The following is a 13,017-nucleotide window of genomic DNA, read 5'->3' as shown; positions in this document are numbered from 1 at the left end:
TTGTTCATGGGTGAGAACAACACAGCGGCCCTGCCGGACACCCATGTTGCCGCTGTGTGAGCCGTTGGCTCGGGGCAGGTGAGGTTCGGGGAACGAGAGATAGCCGAACCAAGAGAGCCATCTACGCTCGGCGTGTACCCGCCAGGGTGGAGATGTTCGGGTTGCATGCGCAATGGCCCCTACATCCAGCCTCAGTGAACAAAGGCACCGTGAGGTGCGGCAGCGAACGGTCGTGTGAGCCTGGCAACCCCATAAGCACGATCTGCCGTATCAACAGCACCGGCTCTCACAAGCGCGTTCGCTTGTGAGAGCCGTATGCCTACGACATCGCCTGTGGTCGCCACTGCCAGCGACCTGCCCAAAATTCTGTTCATCGAGCAGTTGTCTGCCCTGATCGGGAAGACAGCAACCACGATCCGCACTTGCGCGACCAATGCCAAGTACGCGCACCTGATCCCTCGCCCCTTCAAGCTGCCGAACAGCCGTCGCCTCTGCTGGTACGAGCACGACGTGCTGGCTTGGATCAACTCCACGCGTCCCGCCGAGCCGCCGCCGAAGAAGCGGCCACGCGGCAGGCCCACCAAGGTCGAACAACTCGCACGGCAGCGCTGGGCGGAAACAGCAGCATCCCAATCGACTGCTTGAGGGTGAGGCATGGACTCACCGTTCAAGGGGGTTGCAGCGACCGCAGGCGAGCTGCTGAGGCCGCCGACCGGGCACGCCGCGTCGGCTCGACAGACAGCTCACATCACCGACAGCCGCGAATGGAGAGAGGGCTACCGCCGCCACCTAATCGCCAGGTCGGTGCCGCCGCATCAGGCCGCCGACATGGCCGCGAAGGTGGCATTCCGGCCTGATCTGTACCCGCTTGGACACGGCGTACCGCTTCAACCGCCAGTTCAATCGGCGTCGATCATCAGGGTCAGACACCCAGTCGACACGACCGTCGCGTATCCCAAGCGCTCGGGCAAGTTGCTTGACGCTGGGCACGAGATCGCCACCACGCCGCCGACTGGCAACGACATGGCATTCACCCACGCCGTACTCTGCCAAGTCGGCCTTCCACGAAGCAAGGTCGAAGGCCGCGAGTTCCATCGACAGTCGGGCGATATGTGGATCAACGTGCAAGCTGGGTGGCTTGATGAAGGGCGGGGACCGGTGGCCCAGCCCGTTCCCTATGGCGCGATGCCACGCCTTGCGCTCGCCATGATTTCCACGCTCGCCAAACGGCACAAGACGCGCGAGATTCCGATAGGCGAGAGCGCAGCCCAGTTCCTCAAGCTCATGGGCATGGACGACCAGAAGAACCGCTACGTGAAGCTGCGTGAGCAGATGCACGCACTGGCAGCGTGTCGTCTTCAGATTGGCTACCGAGGCCGCACCTTCAGCGGTCAGCCCGTTGACCAGTTCGATGCGTGGATAGGGAACGCGGATACGGGGCAGAAGGCGCTATGGCCGGGCGTTCTGGTGCTTTCCCAGCACTATTACAACGAACTGGTTGAGCACGGCGTTCCTCTCGACAAGCGCGCGCTCGTTGCCCTCAAAGGTTCCGCGTTCGCGCTCGATGTCTATACATGGCTTGCGCATCGCCTGCATCGCATCGAAGGTCGGCCCGTCACGCTTCACTGGAAGCCGTTGAGGCAGCAATTCGCGCAGGAGTCACAAAGCAAGGACGCGGATCGCGACTTCAAGAAGGCCTTTCTTCCGGCGCTGCGACAAGCGCTCGCGGTGTACCCAGAAGCGAAGGTGAAGCCGGTCAAGGGCGGCCTGCTGCTGATGGCCTCCCCGCCGCCGATTCCGTACAAAGGTGCAGCATGAAGCCGCCCACCGGGGCGGCGTGCGAGAGGGATTGAAGCCGAATGGCCAGGACGCGAACGCGGCTCGGGGCGAAGCCCGAAAAGCCCGGCCCGCAGGGACTCGCGCAAGGCGTTCAGCAGCTGACGCTCTTGAGCTTGGCGCGGATCGCGGCCAGATGTCTCAGCGCTTCCTCGCGCGTTGAACGATCCATGCCTTCCGGGACGATCAACCCGAGCACCTTGGCGACATTCGAGACGAATGGCCGTCTGGCCCCGGCCAATTGCTCCACGGCCACAGCGATGGCTTCATCGCTCACCTGACTGCGCAACCAAGCCAACGTGCGACGGTCGCGGTCATTAAGCAAAAGGATGCAGTCCTCCGGGCTGCTGCCCTCCGAACTGCCCTTGCCGGCCTGCTGACCGGCTGCGGACGGCGACTCGCCTGCTGGCTCGCTCGCCGACGTGTCGAAGCTGTTGCACGCAATGCCCACGTCCATGGTCGAAAGCGTAGCACGGAGGCGTGATCTTGCGTATAGTTTTACACATACGCAGATCACTAGAAAACGACGATGCAATTCAAGACGGTTCGCCATCGCGACCAAGACGGCAACTACCACAACGGAAGTACCGTGCAGTGCCTCCGCCGCGTGCGGGAGGTGACGCCGGATTATCCGGAAGGCAAGAACGTCCAACGTGTAGTGGCGAAGTTTGACCGTTCAGTTCGCGAGTTGCCTGCGGATGTGGCGGCCGTCCTCACCCCAGCCGAACGTGAGGAGTGGAATGACTGGCGCGCCAAGCAGGACGAAGAGCACTTGAAGTCTGTGTCCCAGTACGAACTTGACACGCTGGCAGACCGCTTGAAGCTCATTCGTGCCGGTATCGCCAAGGGGTACGCCTGCACGACAAGCGAGAACGCTGTGGCGATCCGCACGGGAGCAAGGGCCGTGCTTCGTGAGCTGGCCGACCTGATGCCCGAGCCGGTGCGTGGACGCCCAGTGATCGAAGACGAGGCCGAGATTCCGCTGCTACCCAACTTCGCCACTCCGGGGACCGCAGAGTTCGACGCCTACCAGCGCCTGCTCGAAGAGCACGAGCGCCGAAAAGCTAAAGACCAAGGAGGCTGACATGCGCTTTTGGACGTTTGATCCCAACACGTGCCGCTTCGAGCGATCGAACCGGCAAGCAGCACTGCATACCGCCGATGTGGCCGTGGTCAACGACAACGCAGACGTGCACGTCATCCACGCAGGCCAACTGCCTTCGCCCTGGCCCAGCGGCGAGCCGCTTGTCGTGGCCGGCGTGGAGTTTGAGCGTGAGCTGTTCGAGTAGGCATATGCGAACCTCACGCGCGATCGTCTTTGATGCCTTCGGGACACTGATCCGGTACACGGCCCGCCCTGCCCCTTATGAACGCCTCTTACGTTTAGATGGGCAGCCGGTGGATCGGAACTCGTGCCTCACGCGCAACGTGCCAATGGCGACGTTAGCTATCGAGTTGGGCGCTTCGGACGCCTTGGACGCGTTGGAGGTCGATCTGGCCGATGAGCTGAGTGGCCTGCGCCTTTTTCCCGAGGTCCCCGACGTGCTCGCAAGGGCACGCGCCGCCGGGCTACGCATGGCGGTCTGCTCGAACCTCGCGCAGGAATATGGGCCAACCGTGCGCGGCCTCCTCCCGGGCTTCGATGCCTACATCTTTTCGTACGAAGTCGGCGTTGCCAAGCCGCACCCGACGATGTATCGGATCGCGCGCGCTGAACTGGGCTGCGCGCCGGCCGAAATGGTGTTTGTGGGCGACAGCAAACGGTGCGACTTAGACGGGCCATTAGCGTTCGGAATGCAAGCCCGCTGGCTGGACCGCAGAGCTGGACGGACACTGCTCGATGCACTCGCGGGCTTTCTGTGAAGCCGATCTTGGTCATCGACTTAGAGGCGACTTGCGCAGACGATGGAAGCATCACTCCGGAGCAAATGGAGGTCATCGAACTCGGCGCAGTCTGGGCCACCCCTGCCGGTGAAGTCATCGACACCTTGCAGCGCTTCGTCAGGCCGACCGAGCGCCCGACCCTTACGCCCTTCTGCCGTTCGCTGACCCACATCGAGCAGGCCAGCCTCGACACTGCGCCGAGCTGGCCCACGGTTGCCGCCGAGCTGGCCGGGTTCGCCTGCCTGCATGCCGGGCAATGCTGGGCGAGCTGGGGAGCCTACGACCGACGCCAGATCGAGCGCGAGAGCGCCCGGCATGGCCTCGCTGACCCTCTGCCAGGGCTTTCCCACCTGAACCTCAAGGCGACCTTCGCCAAGGCCCGCAAGATCAAGCAGACGGGGATGGCTACGGCCCTGCGGATCGCCGGACTCGCATTGGAAGGTGAACATCACCGCGCCCTCAGCGATGCCCGCAACATTGCTCGCTTGCTGCCCTTCGCTTTGTGAGCGTTTCAGCGTGCGGGTCAGGGCAAGGCCTCCAAAGTTCACCACATTGCACCACTCTGGTGTAAAATGGTGCAATTGAACTGAGGCAGGCATGGCACCCATGGCACTCTCCACGAAACAGCATCCTTCGGCGAAAGAAGGAACCCGTGCGTCAGTCACGTTCCCTGCCGATCTCTATGCCGAGCTTGAGCGGATCGCGGAAGAAAAGAAGGTTTCTGTCGCCTGGGTCGTTCGCGATGCAGTCGAAAAATATGTTGAGGCGCAGTACCCCCTCTTTCGCAGCGCGCAGTGAAAGCCCATGCCAAGCAAAACAAGAGGAAGCGGTGACATCGTGAAAACCAATACCCGTGCTATCAAGCAAAAGATTGCTCGCCTGAAGGCTGGCGGAAATCCGCGTGTGCTTGACCTTTTTGCCGGCTGCGGCGGCATTTCGCTCGGCTTCTCTGCTGCCGGATTTACCATCGCGGGCGCTGTTGAATTCGACCCGGATGCGGCGGCCTCACATGGGCGGAACTTCCACGGCGGACACGCAGCGCATTCGCAGGCACGCGACATCACACAGACGAGCCCGGATCAGCTTGCGAAGGACCTTGAGGTAGGTTCGACCGCTGAGGCGTTCGACGTGCTCGTCGGTGGCCCGCCCTGCCAGGCGTTCGCCCGCGTTGGGCGGCCCAAGCTGCGCGAGGTGGACAACCACGCGGAGGCCTTCAAGCATGACCCGCGCGCCCAGCTCTATATCGACTACCTGCGCTACGTGGAAGCCTTTGCGCCCCTCGCCGTCGTGGTCGAAAACGTCCCCGACGTGCTAAACCATGGCGGGCAGAACATCGCTGAAGAAATCGCTGAAGTTCTGGAGAGCAAGGGGTATGTCTGCCGCTACACGCTGCTGAACGCCGCTTTCTATGGGGTGCCGCAGATGCGCGAGCGGATGATCCTCATTGCCTACCGGCGCGAGATCGCCGCCGCCGTGACATTTCCTGAGCCGACGCACTTCATCGACCTGCCGCCGGGATATGAAGGCACCCGCTCGGTCGCACTCAAGTTCCTCGACAACGAGATAGCCGACGACGCGCACCACTACATCCACGCGCCGAAGGCGGCACGCTCTCTGCCACCCGCCATCACTGCGGAAGATGCGCTCGGCGATCTGCCGACCATCGACGCGCGCGAGCTGCTGAAGAGCGGTGAACTGCGTCGCGGCGCCCGCCGCTTTGACGTGCCCATGCCGTATGGCCAGCAGCCTCATACGTCCTACGCTCGGCTCATGCGGACATGGCCGGGCTTCGAGGCGCCGGAGGCGCTGACCGATCACGTCATCCGCTATCTGCCGCGCGACTACCCTCTGTTCGCCCGCATGAACCCAGGCGATCAATATCCCCAGGCGTACGAACACGCCATGGCGATGTTCGAGCAGCACCTCGCCGACTTGGCGAAGCAAGGCGTCAAGGTCAAACCCGGCTCGCAGAAGTACGAGGACATCAAGGCTTCGATTGTGCCGCCCTACGACGTGGGCAAGTTCCCGAACAAATGGCGCAAGATGTGGCGCGATCAGCCAGCGCGCACGCTGATGGCGCACCTTGGGAAGGACAGCTACAGCCACATTCACTACGACAGCAAGCAGGCCCGCACGATCTCCGTGCGCGAGGCCGCCCGTCTTCATTCGTTCCCCGATGGCTTCGCCTTCTGCGGCACGATGAACCCAGCCTTCCGGCAGATCGGCAATGCCGTCCCGCCGCTGCTGGCGAAGGCCGTCGCGACCCAGATCATGAAGACACTCAAACAATCGGACAGGGAGACGTCGGATGAACCTCGTCGAGCGGCAGCAGCGGTTTCTTGACGCTGCGCAGAAGCATTTCAAGACCTCGAAGGCAGTCCGCCCGCGCGAGCTGTTCGGCGTTTCCAACAGCGCCAAGATCGTCGAAGGCGGCATCCAGCTTGGCGTCGTCAATCTGGACAACGTCAAGGACGACACCGAAGCGCTGATCTTCGGCTGCGTCATGCGCTTCCCGCCTGAGGATGAGGTTTACTTCGCGGTCCTGGTGCGTAAGGACAAGGCCAGCTTCCTGGCACGCCTCGCCGAGATGAAGAAGCTCGGTGCGGCCGCGAAGGCAGCCGGCGCCGAACCTGCCGACCTGCTGTCCGAAGGTACCGACGAAGAAGCCCCCGAGGCCCCTGGCGCAACCATCAAGTACAGCGCTCGCAACAACCTCGTTCCGATCTACCTCGCCCGCGACGGGCGGCTCTGGCTGCGCAACGCCAAGTTCTGGGACAGCCTTGCCTTCGACATGACGCCCTTTGGCCCGGCGACAGAGCCGGACGAGATCGTCGTCGCGCTCTACCCGCCTACCGCCTCGGCGCGGCGCAGCTTGCTGGCGCGCGAATTCATCGGCTGGCTTGGCAGTCTGGTCGGCTCGCAGAAGATTCACGAGCTGCCGGTCTGGACCGACACCGCCACGCTGAGCCCGGAAATGCGTCGCATGCCGGCAAGCATTCCGGTCGGCGACATCGAAGCTGCCGTCAAGGCGCTCGGCGGGCATTACCCCAACGGCGAGGTGAAGCGTTTCCACGCGGCGCTAAATTTCCTGCCGCACAAACACTTCGTGATCCTGTCCGGCCTGTCCGGAACGGGCAAGACGCAGCTCGCGCTGAAATACGCCAGGGCTGTGCATGGGCTCACCTCGAACACCGACGACGATCCGCTGATCTTCGAATGCCCGGTGCGGCCGGAGTGGACGGACCCGACCGGACTGACCGGCTATTTCGACGTGCTGACGAACCGCTACGTCGTGCCGACATTCCTGGAGGCCGTGCTGGTGGCGACGGCGCACCGCGAGTCGCCGGTCTTCGTCATCCTCGACGAGATGAACCTAGCGCGAGTCGAGTACTACCTGTCCGACGTGCTGTCCTGCATGGAGACCCAGGGCCGCCTGCAGCTGCACTCGAACAGCGTGCCGCTCGAAGGCACGACGGGGGCCAGCATCCGCGCCGAGCTGCCGCTGCCTGCCAACCTGTTCATCATCGGCACCATCAACGTCGATGAAACGACGAATCCGGTCAGCGACAAAGTCCTCGACCGCGCATCGGTGATCGACATGTCGGCGGTCGATGTGCCGGGCTTCCTAGCTTCGCTCGAAGGCCGCTATCCCGAGCTGAAGGACGCGCGCGCCGCGTCCGAAGCAAGGCTGACCGAAATCCATGGCCTGATGCAGCAGTACGGGCTCGGCTTCGGCTACCGGCTGATCGAAGAGTTCGTGCGCTATCACGCCTTCGATGCGGCCAGCCTCAAGAGCCCGGCCGCCGATGTCACCGACCAGCTGCTCGTGCAAAAGGTACTGGTGAAGCTGCGCGGCGCCGAACGGCAGCGCCCGCTGCTGACCAGCCTCGACAAGGCCTGCGAGGGCCTGCCGCGTGCGAAGGCCTTCGTGCAGAAGCTGCTGGCCGATCTCGATGATTTCGGCTCCTTCCAGGCGATGCGGTGAACCGTGACGGCGCTCTACATCCAGGCCGAGAGCGGCGGACCGGCATGGCAGGTCTGGCCCATGCCGGATGTAGTACCGCCCGGCGCGGTGCGGGAAGGGGCGTCCTACCTCTTTGAACTGCGCGACAGTGACGACGCGCTTTCGGCCGACCTGTTGATCGACGATGTGCTGGTCGAGGCGCTGCGGTCGCGCGAGCCGCGCAAGGCCCGCTGGCGCTGGCAGCCTGGTTTTCATGCCGGCATGGTGGAGGCTGTGCTGCGCGTGCCGGGCATAGGAACCCGGCGCTTCGAGGTTACGACGGACCCCGACCTGCGCAAGCTGACGCGCGACGACTTCGACGCGATGGTGCGCGAAGTTCTTGAAGACACGTTCGCCCTGTTCTCGTTGAGCGCATTCCGCAAGGGCATCGCGCGCCAGCCTGGCAACCGCCCACCACCGCTCGCCCGCCTTGAATTCCTGCGGTCGCGGGCCGGTGCAATCGTGGCGGCAGTCGAAGCCATCGCCCGTGCGCCGCGGCACTTTCTGCGTGCCGAAGACATCACGGTGCCGGCGCACCGTGCCACACGCGCGACCGGGCCCGAGATCATCAAGTCCTTCAGGTCGGGCGCGGTCCGCACCGAGACCGTCACCCCGTCACGGCTGCCGACGGCGCTCAAAGGGCGTCTGCCCGCGCAGATCACGGTGCGGCAGCGCCGGAACAGCGTAGACATCCCGGAACATCGGCAGATCAAAGCCTGCCTGCGCTCCTGGTCTGCGTGGCTCGGCGGCGTCGCCGAGGTGCTGGCCAAAGCAGGTGGCACAAACGATGCAGAGGTCGTCAGCACAGCTGGCAGTTGGGCCGTGCGCGCGCGGCGTATCGCGCGACTCCTGAACGATGCCGCGTCGGCCGGCTTCATGACCGAAGTCGGTGAGGGGCCAGCACTCCTGCGCATGTCCTCGCTATTCCGCAACGACCCGGTCTATCAGCGCTTCTACCGGCTCTGGCAAGACATGAATCTCGGGCTCGCCGCGCTGTTCGGCGACTTCCTGCAGATGCCACTGGCCCGGACCTATGAGCTGTACGAGCTGTGGTGCTTTCTGCGCCTGCTGCGCGCGGCCGTTGAGGAATATGGCGCCTCAGATGTTGACCTGAGTAACCTGTTCCTTAGCGAAACGGGTGGCGGCGTGACGATCGCGGCCGGCGCCATCACGGTGCCGATCGGCGGCGACCGCGTGCTGTGCTTTCAGCGGCAGTACCGCGAATACTGGGTGGAGGACAGCCGCGAAGGCAGCTTCAGCCGGACGATGGTGCCCGATGTCGTGCTGGCGGGCAGCGACCTGGGCGGCCCGGAGCGGCGCGTCATCGTGCTCGATGCCAAGTACCGGATCAATGACGGCCTCAATGACGCCCTGAATTCGATCCACACCTACCGCGACGCACTCGTGCAGGAGGTGACAAGCGGTCGGACCGAAGGGATCGTCACTGCCGCCTATCTGCTGACCCCACATGTGCCGGCGGGCCTGCAGGCGGATTTCAAAGCCACACCCGTGCCAGGCCGGCTCTTCCATCCGGAGTACCGCGAGAAATTCCACTTCGGCGCTGTGACGCTTCGTCCCGGCATGTCGGGCGAAGAGCTGCGCAGCTGTCTGCGCACCATCGTTGCAGACGCTGGGGCGTGAATGGCCGACGTGCTGACACCCGAGCAGCGCAAGCTGAACATGAGCCGCATCCGGGGCAAGGACACAAAGCCCGAGATGCTGATCCGTCGCGGCCTGCACGCACGGGGGCTGCGCTATCGGTTGCATGACCGGTCGCTGCCCGGCCGGCCCGATCTGGTGTTTCCAAAGTACCGCACTGCTGTTTTCATTCATGGCTGCTTCTGGCACGCGCACGGCTGCGCGCTGTCAAAGCTGCCGGCAACACGACAAGACTTCTGGCAGGCCAAGTTAGGGGCCAACGCCGCACGCGACCAAAAGGCGGTCGATGCGCTGCGGGCCGGCGGTTGGCGCGTGCTGGTGATCTGGGAATGCGCGCTGCGCGGGGCAGCGCGACAGAATGAATCGGTTGTGCTTGAACGGGCCGCCGGCTTCATTGAAGGTACCGACATGGGCCTTCTCGAAATCGCAGCCGTGGGCGCCGTCAACGCTGGATCGGAGGCGCACGATGCATGAACTTTCAGGCTTGCTCGGCACCGCCGCAGCGGGGGTGGCACCTGAATATTTCCTGCTGCCGATTCATGGTGCGGACCCGGTCTACCGCGAGCGCGTCTATTGCTACGAGCTTTATCACCAGATGCGGCGGCTGTGGCCGGCGGACAGCCACTATCGACTCAATGGTGAGATCGACAAACGGTCGCACCCGTACTTTGCCGACGGCGCGGCCCCGAAGCCGGACTTTCTGGTGCATGAGCCCGGCACGGGGAACAATCATGCGATCTTCGAGGTGAAATCCGCTTTGGGGTCCGAGGACGGAACGATCAAGGATTTCAAGACGCTTCTGCACTTCAGGCATCAGCTCGGATACGTGCGTGCGATCTACCTGATCTACGGCGCCTCGCCCGCCGAAGCGCTCGCAAAGTTGCAACGCCTCGGTCTGATGGACCAGCTGGCTGCCGTTGAACTGTGGGTGCACCCGGAAGCGGGCATGCCGGCGGAACGCGTCGCACCGGCCGGTTGAAGAGCGACAGCAAGACAGGGAAGGGACAAAAATGCAAAAGCCCACCATGCCGCAAAAGACGGTCTTGGAAACGATTCTGGAATGGTCACAGGGTCGCCCGCTCTGGCAGCGTGACGCCTTACGGCGCATCATCGGGCAGGGCCGCGTGACCCAAGAGGATGTGGCCGAGCTGGTCGAGCTGTGCAAGGTGGGCCACGGTGCCCCTGCAGGCCAGCTCGTCGCCGTGCCGCTGGCAAAGGAGCATCTTCCCGCTACACCGGGCGAAGGTGCCGCGCTTACGTTGGTATCGGTGGCCGGTGTGCGCGGCGCAAACAACCTCGCGCCCGGTCAGACGCTGAATTTCGAGCCGAAGGGCATCACGATCGTCTATGGCGATAACGGCGCGGGCAAGTCGGGCTATGCGCGCATCCTGAAGCGTGCCTGCCGTGCGCGCCACGCCGGGAAGATCGAGGCCAACGTCTACGACAACCAGGCCCCGACGGTCGCAAGCGCTGACATGACCTACGGCGTCGGTGGTGTTGTGCAGCCGGTCGAGCGCTGGCAGGACAGCCCCCAGCCGCATGCCGTTCTTTCGGCGGCCAGTGTCTTCGACAGCGACTGTGCGGCCGTGCACATCCGCGAGAAGAACGAAGTCGCCTTCCGTCCGTTTGGCCTCGATGTACCGGACGAACTGGCTGCCGCCTGTCAGGCTGTCAAGGACGCTCTGGCGGCCGAGCAAAAGCAGCTTGAGAAAGCACGCAGTCCGATCTTCGCGACGCCGACCTGGAAGGCAACCACGGCTGTGGGCAAGACCCTCGCCGCGCTGAACGCCACTACCGACGCAAAGAAGGTTGAAGCCTTGGCAACCCTTACGGCTGAAGAGGCAGCCCGGCTTGAGCGCCTGCGGGAAGACTTGTCGAAGAATCCGACGAAGGCGGCAGCTGAGCAAACCGTCAAGGCCGACAACGTCAAGCGGCTCATGGAAGCGGCGAACGGTGTCGCAGCCAAGACCACCGACCAAGCACTGCTTTCAGTCTTCACAGCGGCTAAAGAAGCTCTGCTGAAGCGCGAGGCCGCGCGTCTGGCTGCCGACAAGGCGTTTGCCGGTGAGCCGCTGGCCGGCGTTGGTGGCGAAGTGTGGCGAGCGCTGTGGGACAGCGCCCGCCGTTACTCGACCGAAGTCGCATATCCCGGACAGCCGTTTCCACCGTCAGCCGGCGATGCGCATTGCATGCTCTGCCAGCAGCCGCTGGGAGATGAGGCACGGACGCGCATGACCCGCTTCGATGACTTCATCAGGAAGGATACGGAACGGCTGGCAGGCGAGGCCGAACGGGCCGCGCTGACTGCACGTCAGGCCGTGGCAGCCGGGACCATCGGCACGCGGGCCGTCAAGGCCAGTCTGGACGAACTTGGAATTCAGAACCCAGCGTTGCAAAAGCAGACACGCCGCTTCATCGCAGCAGCAAGACTGCGGCGTCACGCTCTTCTGAAGGGGCTAGGCGGCGACGAGCTGACGCTTCCACCCGTCCCGCCGTCACCAGCCGCCGACCTCGGCCAGCTCGAAACCACGCTTCGCGACTACGCCGCCGAGCTGCGCAAGTCGGCGGGTGCGGACGAACGAAAAAAGCTCGAGGCGGACTTTGCCGAGCTGAGCGACCGCGCTCTGCTTGCCGGCATGCTTCCGGTCGTCACAGATGAACTCCAGCGGTTGAAGACCATTCGCTTCCTGACCGAGTGCGCGGGCGATACGGCGACAAACACCATCACGAAGATGGGCAACGATATCGCCGACACCGCGATCACGCCGAAGCTGCGAGACAGGTTTCAGGAGGAGATCACCAAGCTGGCCGCTGAAAAGGTCAGGGTCGAAATCGTGCGCTCGGGCGGTAAGTACGGGTCACCGCAATATCAGGTGCGCCTCTTCGCCAACCCGGACGCAAAGGTCCATGAGGTTTTAAGCGAGGGCGAGAAGACCTGCGTTGCACTCGCAGCGTTCTTGACCGAACTCGCTACCGCCGCGCACCGCTCGGCTCTGGTCTTCGATGACCCCGTGTCATCGCTGGATCACCGCTGGCGCGGGCAAGTGGCCAAGCGACTTGTTGAAGAAGCTGGGAACCGCCAAGTCATCGTCTTCACGCACGACTTGGTGTTCGTCAACGATCTGAACGATCTCGCGACGAAGGCGGGCAGGCCGCTCCGTCTCTCAACGCTGAGCCGTGGTGCCGCAGGCGCCGGCATGGTCTCTGATGGCTTGCCATGGAAGGCCCAGGGAGTCGAGGACCGCATCGACAAGCTTGAGAAGGCGGCTCGGGCAGCCAAGGTGCTCCACGACAACAATCAGGACGACGAATACGCCATCGAAGTGGCGAAGCTCTACAACGCACTTCGTGCGTCCTGGGAGCGCGGCCTGGAGGACATCGCCTTCTTCCGGGTTGTGCAGAGACATCGTGACTACATCAATGCCAAAGACCTCAAGAAGGTGAGCGTTCTCACAGAGGCCGACTGTGACGCATTCGCAGTTGGATACAAGAAGTGTTGCGACATTGTCGATGCGCACGACCCTTCGGCTGGCCGGAATGCTTCCCCACCCCCACCTGCGGATGTACTGCTCGACCTTCAGGCCCTCAAGGACTGGGCTGCTTCGTTACGAGCGCGGCAGAAACAGGTAGCCTAA

At 63.6% G+C, this 13,017-nt stretch carries 14 protein-coding genes; 13 read left to right on the top strand and 1 reads right to left on the bottom strand.

Annotated features, from left to right (window positions below; all coding sequences use genetic code 11):
* Positions 1-333 precede the first annotated feature (333 nt).
* Both A3A5_RS0111195 and A3A5_RS38260 read left to right on the top strand, forming a co-directional pair.
* Entirely contained in the window at positions 334-645 is a 312-nt protein-coding gene (locus A3A5_RS0111195) for a hypothetical protein (RefSeq protein ID WP_198293128.1), read from the top strand.
* Positions 646-654: 9 nt separating this feature from the next.
* Positions 655-1,818: a replication protein RepA gene (locus tag A3A5_RS38260; protein ID WP_018310666.1), complete on the top strand. Its 1,164-nt coding sequence runs from the start codon at positions 655-657 to the stop codon at positions 1,816-1,818.
* A 112-nt stretch (positions 1,819-1,930) separates the two neighbouring features.
* Here A3A5_RS38260 and A3A5_RS0111185 read toward each other — a convergent pair whose 3' ends face one another.
* Positions 1,931-2,293, bottom strand: a complete 363-nt coding sequence (locus A3A5_RS0111185; protein ID WP_018310665.1) for a hypothetical protein — start codon at positions 2,291-2,293, stop codon at positions 1,931-1,933.
* Positions 2,294-2,365: 72 nt separating this feature from the next.
* Here A3A5_RS0111185 and A3A5_RS0111180 point away from each other — a divergent pair, with 72 nt between their 5' ends.
* The 11 genes from A3A5_RS0111180 to A3A5_RS0111130 all read left to right on the top strand — a co-directional run bounded on the left by A3A5_RS0111180 (position 2,366) and on the right by A3A5_RS0111130 (position 13,017).
* Positions 2,366-2,920, top strand: a complete 555-nt coding sequence (locus A3A5_RS0111180; protein ID WP_018310664.1) for a hypothetical protein — start codon at positions 2,366-2,368, stop codon at positions 2,918-2,920.
* Position 2,921: 1 nt separating this feature from the next.
* Positions 2,922-3,125 carry a hypothetical protein gene (locus A3A5_RS38255; protein ID WP_018310663.1) on the top strand — a complete coding sequence of 68 codons (204 nt, stop codon included), beginning with the start codon at positions 2,922-2,924 and terminating at the stop codon, positions 3,123-3,125.
* Positions 3,126-3,129: 4 nt separating this feature from the next.
* Entirely contained in the window at positions 3,130-3,699 is a 570-nt protein-coding gene (locus A3A5_RS0111170) for an HAD family hydrolase (protein WP_018310662.1), read from the top strand.
* Entirely contained in the window at positions 3,696-4,226 is a 531-nt protein-coding gene (locus A3A5_RS0111165; protein WP_018310661.1) for a 3'-5' exonuclease, read from the top strand. The genes A3A5_RS0111170 and A3A5_RS0111165 overlap by 4 nt, the downstream gene beginning before the upstream one ends.
* Positions 4,227-4,326: 100 nt before the next feature.
* The gene (locus tag A3A5_RS0111160) at positions 4,327-4,518 is read left to right on the top strand and encodes a CopG family transcriptional regulator (protein ID WP_018310660.1); all 192 of its coding nucleotides are present in this window, start codon (positions 4,327-4,329) and stop codon (positions 4,516-4,518) included.
* A 39-nt stretch (positions 4,519-4,557) separates the two neighbouring features.
* The gene (locus tag A3A5_RS0111155) at positions 4,558-6,063 is read left to right on the top strand and encodes a DNA cytosine methyltransferase (RefSeq protein ID WP_035812325.1); all 1,506 of its coding nucleotides are present in this window, start codon (positions 4,558-4,560) and stop codon (positions 6,061-6,063) included.
* Positions 6,029-7,705 carry an McrB family protein gene (locus A3A5_RS0111150; protein WP_018310658.1) on the top strand — a complete coding sequence of 559 codons (1,677 nt, stop codon included), beginning with the start codon at positions 6,029-6,031 and terminating at the stop codon, positions 7,703-7,705. The genes A3A5_RS0111155 and A3A5_RS0111150 overlap by 35 nt, the downstream gene beginning before the upstream one ends.
* Before the next feature lie 3 nt (positions 7,706-7,708).
* Positions 7,709-9,364: a DUF2357 domain-containing protein gene (locus tag A3A5_RS0111145; protein WP_018310657.1), complete on the top strand. Its 1,656-nt coding sequence runs from the start codon at positions 7,709-7,711 to the stop codon at positions 9,362-9,364.
* Entirely contained in the window at positions 9,365-9,856 is a 492-nt protein-coding gene (locus A3A5_RS0111140; RefSeq protein WP_018310656.1) for a very short patch repair endonuclease, read from the top strand.
* A complete protein-coding gene (locus tag A3A5_RS0111135) occupies positions 9,849-10,361 on the top strand; it encodes a hypothetical protein (RefSeq protein WP_018310655.1) in 513 nt (170 codons plus the stop codon). The genes A3A5_RS0111140 and A3A5_RS0111135 overlap by 8 nt, the downstream gene beginning before the upstream one ends.
* A gap of 31 nt (positions 10,362-10,392) precedes the next feature.
* Positions 10,393-13,017: an AAA family ATPase gene (locus A3A5_RS0111130; RefSeq protein WP_026200663.1), complete on the top strand. Its 2,625-nt coding sequence runs from the start codon at positions 10,393-10,395 to the stop codon at positions 13,015-13,017.

The organism is Cupriavidus sp. UYPR2.512 (genome assembly GCF_000379565.1).
Classification (GTDB): Bacteria; Pseudomonadota; Gammaproteobacteria; order Burkholderiales; family Burkholderiaceae; genus Cupriavidus.
The sequence above is the reverse complement of the archived record's forward strand: the minus strand, read 5'-3'. Positions and strand labels throughout refer to the sequence as shown.

Bases quoted from the DNA above. Each gene is read 5' to 3' on its own strand.
- A3A5_RS38260 (WP_018310666.1), top strand. From the start codon at position 655: ATGGACTCACCGTTCAAGGGGGTTGCAGCGACCGCAGGCGAGCTGCTG.
- A3A5_RS0111185 (WP_018310665.1), bottom strand. From the start codon at position 2,293: ATGGACGTGGGCATTGCGTGCAACAGCTTCGACACGTCGGCGAGCGAG.
- A3A5_RS0111180 (WP_018310664.1), top strand. From the start codon at position 2,366: ATGCAATTCAAGACGGTTCGCCATCGCGACCAAGACGGCAACTACCAC.
- A3A5_RS38255 (WP_018310663.1), top strand. From the start codon at position 2,922: ATGCGCTTTTGGACGTTTGATCCCAACACGTGCCGCTTCGAGCGATCG.
- A3A5_RS0111170 (WP_018310662.1), top strand. From the start codon at position 3,130: ATGCGAACCTCACGCGCGATCGTCTTTGATGCCTTCGGGACACTGATC.
- A3A5_RS0111160 (WP_018310660.1), top strand. From the start codon at position 4,327: ATGGCACTCTCCACGAAACAGCATCCTTCGGCGAAAGAAGGAACCCGT.
- A3A5_RS0111150 (WP_018310658.1), top strand. From the start codon at position 6,029: ATGAACCTCGTCGAGCGGCAGCAGCGGTTTCTTGACGCTGCGCAGAAG.
- A3A5_RS0111140 (WP_018310656.1), top strand. From the start codon at position 9,365: ATGGCCGACGTGCTGACACCCGAGCAGCGCAAGCTGAACATGAGCCGC.
- A3A5_RS0111135 (WP_018310655.1), top strand. From the start codon at position 9,849: ATGCATGAACTTTCAGGCTTGCTCGGCACCGCCGCAGCGGGGGTGGCA.
- A3A5_RS0111130 (WP_026200663.1), top strand. From the start codon at position 10,393: ATGCAAAAGCCCACCATGCCGCAAAAGACGGTCTTGGAAACGATTCTG.